Consider the following 4,692-nt stretch of genomic DNA (forward strand, 5'->3'; position numbering starts at 1 on the left):
CCCCGCCTCTTACACCACATCTCTGCGCGCTACCTACTTCATGCGCTCTCCTTACAAAATAGGGGCGAACAGATTGCCTGTCCGCCCCAAAATGGTACTCGATTATCTGCGCTACCAGAAAAATCCTACGCCGACGCGCTGTCGCGAGCCGCCTGGCATGTAGGAGTCTGACGCAGCGTAAGCGGCTTGTCCCCCGCCTCGGCCGACGTGGTCAGCGTATATGTGATCGTCGTCGTCTCGCCAGCATGCAGGTCAACGGTGCCCGAATAGAAGGGGATTCCATGCCACGTAGCGGCGCCAAGACCAAACTGGGTGCCCTCGACGGTCAGATCAGTAATGTTGCCGCCCGTCGGTGCAAACAACGAGACATTCAGACGCTCGTCGTCGCGCGCTGCATCGGGTGCGCTCGCCGCGACGTAGTCGGGCAGCTTGCCTGCCTCCTCCTGCGTCATGATGTTCGTCAGGGTAACGGTGATGCGATACGAGCACGTGCCGTCACCGTTCTTGACGCCCTGGCCAATCTGCGTATCGGCATTCAGGTACCAGTCGAGCTTGGAGAAGCTCAGGTTGTTAAAGTAGACACCAGCAACGGGATCTTCACTCGGGTCATCCGGATCGGGCAGCGAGGCGTCGATGTTCATCTGCTTGATAGCGTTCTGCTCGTCATCGTTTTTCATCCACGCGATCAGGCGGCCCTCTTCAGCACCGCGCTCAACGGCGCTGACAAGCTTCGTAACATCGACATCGCCGATACCGCCAAGGATCTTGTCGAAGGCAGCGCTGGCGACGGATGCAAAGATGCCGTCAGACTCCTCGACCGGATAGTTCCAGTACACATCGTGCATGAGGACCTTTGCGGCGTTGGTGCCGTCGACAACCGTTCCGTCGGGCAGCGAGACATTACCGACGAGGCCCAGCAGATACTGCAGGAACACCGGGTCGATACCCACGACGCCGTCAACGTCCTGCCCATACTGGGACTTCCACAGCGCGGCGACACGCTGCGAGTTGCGGGGCCAATCGGGCGAATACGCGTTACCAGAGTTGTACAGGTTACTGTGGTCGCCAAACAGTGCCTCGTCCTCTTCGTCGACGCTCTCAACCGCCTCCTCTTTGCCAAGCGCAATACATGGAACAAACTCGCCAATCGACATCTGGCCGTCGGTGACCGAAATCAGGCCCTGCGAACCGCCAAAGCCGCCGCAGGCACGAATCTCGACGTTGTTCATGGCGTACATAAGGTAGTTGCGCGTCTGGCCGTTGGCGCCGAGCATCTGGGGAAGGACGGGGGCGACTTTCTCCGCCGCGTCAACCGCGCCGTTGAGGGTGGCAAAGCCGTCCTTGGCCTTATCGACCAGCTCGGTCACCTGGGAAATATGAGTATCGCCAATGCCCTGGATCTTCTCGTTGGCGCTCTTGAACACCTTCGAGCTGCTGGAAAGCGAATCGGCGACCGCCTGCAGCGCGGACACGTTAATCATGCCGTCCTGAAACAGCTTGCCGGGCGTGGCCTGCGAAAGGTTATCGGCCATGGGAACCAGCGCATTGCTCGAGACATCGGACAGGGCGTCGATCATGGTGCGGGCCGCATTGATGTCGCTGCCATACACCGGGATAAACGAAGCCGCCGTCCACAGCGGGCTCGAGGTCTCCACCTTCATGCTGTCGCAAAGCTCATCAATCTTCTTCGCGTCGTCAGGCAGCGTCGAAAAATCGCCCGACGTGACCTTGTCCTTAAGGCCACCGACAATCTCGACGGCCTCCTTCGCTTCACTCTTTACGGTCTTTGCCGAGTTAAGCAGCATAAAGCCGCTTGCGCCAAGCGCAACGAGAAGCACCGCGACTACAGCGGCAATAATGGCGCCGGTGTGACGCTTTTTGCGTTCGCCCTTGCGATGGCGATGACGGACCAGACCGTCAGAGGTCGAACTCGACGAAGCGTCGCTACCATAGTTCAAGCCAAAATCGTAATAATCTTCCTTGGAACCCGAGCCCGCAAACTCGGCACCGCTATCATCCAGGCGGGCGAACGTGCCAGTCTCGGAGGCGCCGGTGTAAATCGTGCCAAGGTTACCCGTAAGCCCCGCGCCACCGGCAGAGGGAGTATTGTTGGCGGCCTTGCCGGCATTAACGTTGCCGGCGGCATTCGCGGCGTTGGTAGCACCTGCGTTGTTCGCGGGTACCGAAGGAGCCCCACTCGGCCGCGACGCGGAGGTTGCACCGCCCGCAAAGACATTCCCTCTTGCACGGCCGGTCTTTTTTGCCTTTTGAGACTGCTCGTACAGAGCGGTAAACATCGCCGTCTCGCCCGGGGACACGCGCTTACCGGAACCGCCCTGTCCAGCGCCGCCCGGCGTGCCGGCCTTACCAGCCCCGTTCGGACGCGGCGGAACTGCAGGACGGCCGCTATCGCTGCCCTTAAAGTGATTACCAGCCATAAAGAAATCCTCGCAATTGAGTCGCAATGAAAAAGTCCATAACGTTACTAGTTTATGGCATTTTGAGCATCGACAGCTAAACTCCAGACACGGACATCAATTGGCGAAAATGCGGCACAACACCTTTTCTGTCTTGGCGGCGGCACCAGCTACACCGTGAGAAACATCATCACGATGATCATGGCAAAGCCGATAAGGTCGGTCGGCAAAAACACTGTGCCCAGCATCACGGCGCTGGTGATGGTCGCCGAAACCGGCTCCACAGTTCCGATGAGGCTCGCACGCACCGAGCCGATGTCCTTAACGCCCTGCATATAGAGCATGTAAGCAAAAAACGAGCCGATAACCACGAACACCGCGAGTGCCTCGATACCGGCGGCATCGAGCGCCGGCATATGCGCCCAAGGCTGCACGAAGACGCACGAGACCACGCCCGCCGTGAGCATTGCCGAGCCCGTGACGATGGGGCTGCCGTATTCGGGCAGAATCTTGGCGGGAATCACCGCCATACACGCGGCGCTGACCGCACACATAAGACCTGCTGCCAGGCCAAGCGGCGAGATATTCAGGCTGGTGGGGTCGCCGCCGGTGGCGATTAAAAAGGTTCCACCCAGAGCCAGGCCAATGCCGATGACTTCGCGAGTACGCGGCATGCGGCGATCGATCACGCAGGTGTAGCCCATGATGATAACGAGCTGCAGGCACTGGAGCACCGTCGCGGTCCCGGCGTTCGTCAGGCGCACGGCCGAAAGATAGCAAAACTGGTTGAACAGCAGGCCAAAGGCGGTAAAGAGCAGCAGCTGTTTGCGGTCGGCGGGTGTGGTCCAGAGCTTAATCAGGCGCTCGCGGTCGCGCGTTACAACCACGGCCATAAAGAGTAGACCGGCGAGAATCTGACGCACGCTCATAAGCCACAAGGTGTCGACGTGGAAGGTATCGAACAGAAAGCTCGCGCTGGTGCCCGAGAAGCCCCAAAACGAACCGCCCACCAGCGTAGCCAAGACGCCCGTGATCATCTTGCGCGACGACGCATCGTTAAGGCGCTCGCGCCAGGCGCGGCGGGTGCTACGGCTGAGCTCGTCGGTGCCCTCGGGCACGATAAAATCGGACGCCGCCGTCATCGGTACCGAAGCCCTTTCACGTGCACGCTGCGCCGAGCGCTCCTGTTCCATCCCACTCCCCCGAAATCAATTGGCAACAAAGCGCTCAAACTGTAGCACGAATATTGGTATGGAAAAGCGGGCGAATCGGAACATCTACGAGCGTCCCTATTGTAGGGACGAAAGGTGCGGATGAGCTATGCCGAGTGGTTGGAATCGTCGAGGGCGTCGGGGTCGGCTTCCGCACGCCCCTGGGCACGATCGTCATCGCCTGGGTCCTTGACACTGTCCCGGCCTTCCTGCTCGCGGCGACGTTTTTCGCGAATCTGCTCCACGGCTGCGCGCAGGGCGGCCTCGTCCTCGGCGCGTGCCACCTCTTGCGTTGTCTTGACCATATGGCGAATCTCGAGCAGCAGCAGCACGATCAGCGGCACCACGATAAGCGGAAAGAACAGCAGCGGATTGGTGAGCAGCGACACCACAACGCCCAGGCCTGCCGAGACAAAGACCACGCGGCCCACAACATCGGCGGCGGGCACGGGTGCGGCGTCCTCGACCGGATTGGCGTCACCCTTGGTGTGGTAGACCGGCGAACCGTCGGACGCGGCCTCCACGGATACGATGCGGTGCGTGTTGAGCGAACCCTCCAGCACGTCATCGGACGAATGGAAGGTGATGATATCGCCCACCTGGTAGGCCTGGCTGTTGTCGGTATCGACGACGATAAACGAGTGCACGGGAATCGCCGGCTCCATCGAGCCGGTCAGCGTACGCATAAAGCCGTAGCCCATGATGGTGGGGATCTCGCCGGCGGGCGTGAACACCGTGCGCAGCAGCACCACAAAGGCGACGAGGATCACCACGGTCGCTAACACGTTGATCACGCGGAGCACGTGCTTCATCACTTGTCGTCGTCCTTTGCGGAAGTCTCGGGGTCGGCAGCGACCTCGGCCTCGGTGGCATCCGCCGCAGAAGCGCCATCCTCGTCAGGCGCGGTGGCCACGCCCTCGCCAGCCTCGCCGCGCAAGCGGGCCAGCAGATAGCGCGACAGGCTGTTGCCCTCGGCGCGGCGCTCGGCACGCTCACGGTTGCGCTCGGCCCGCTCCAGCTCTTGCGCCAGCGCGTCCAGGCGCTGCTGCATCTCCGCGCGAGCA

General features: G+C 61.0%; 4 protein-coding genes. All 4 read right to left on the reverse strand.

The annotated features are described in order from the left end of the window. Positions 1–125: 125 nt before the first annotated feature. Entirely contained in the window at positions 126–2,438 is a 2,313-nt protein-coding gene (locus tag DWX39_RS10550; protein WP_117759900.1) for a DUF4012 domain-containing protein, read from the reverse strand. A gap of 149 nt (positions 2,439–2,587) precedes the next feature. Further along, positions 2,588–3,610, reverse strand: a complete 1,023-nt coding sequence (locus DWX39_RS10555) for a DMT family transporter (RefSeq protein ID WP_233508933.1) — start codon at positions 3,608–3,610, stop codon at positions 2,588–2,590. Positions 3,611–3,735: 125 nt separating this feature from the next. Continuing rightward, entirely contained in the window at positions 3,736–4,440 is a 705-nt protein-coding gene (locus tag DWX39_RS10560; protein ID WP_117759904.1) for a signal peptidase I, read from the reverse strand. Further along, the coding region (locus DWX39_RS11060) for a hypothetical protein (protein ID WP_158561657.1) at positions 4,440–4,692 on the reverse strand (253 nt) is incomplete at its 5' end. The genes DWX39_RS11060 and DWX39_RS10560, both read right to left, overlap by 1 nt.

Source organism: Collinsella sp. AF19-1LB (assembly GCF_003459655.1).
In the GTDB taxonomy this organism is placed as follows: Bacteria; Actinomycetota; Coriobacteriia; order Coriobacteriales; family Coriobacteriaceae; genus Collinsella.

Coding starts and splice junctions, on each gene's coding strand:
- DWX39_RS10555 (WP_233508933.1), bottom strand. CDS start 3,610: ATGGAACAGGAGCGCTCGGCGCAGCGTGCACGTGAAAGGGCTTCGGTA.
- DWX39_RS10560 (WP_117759904.1), bottom strand. CDS start 4,440: ATGAAGCACGTGCTCCGCGTGATCAACGTGTTAGCGACCGTGGTGATC.
- DWX39_RS10550 (WP_117759900.1), bottom strand. CDS start 2,438: ATGGCTGGTAATCACTTTAAGGGCAGCGATAGCGGCCGTCCTGCAGTT.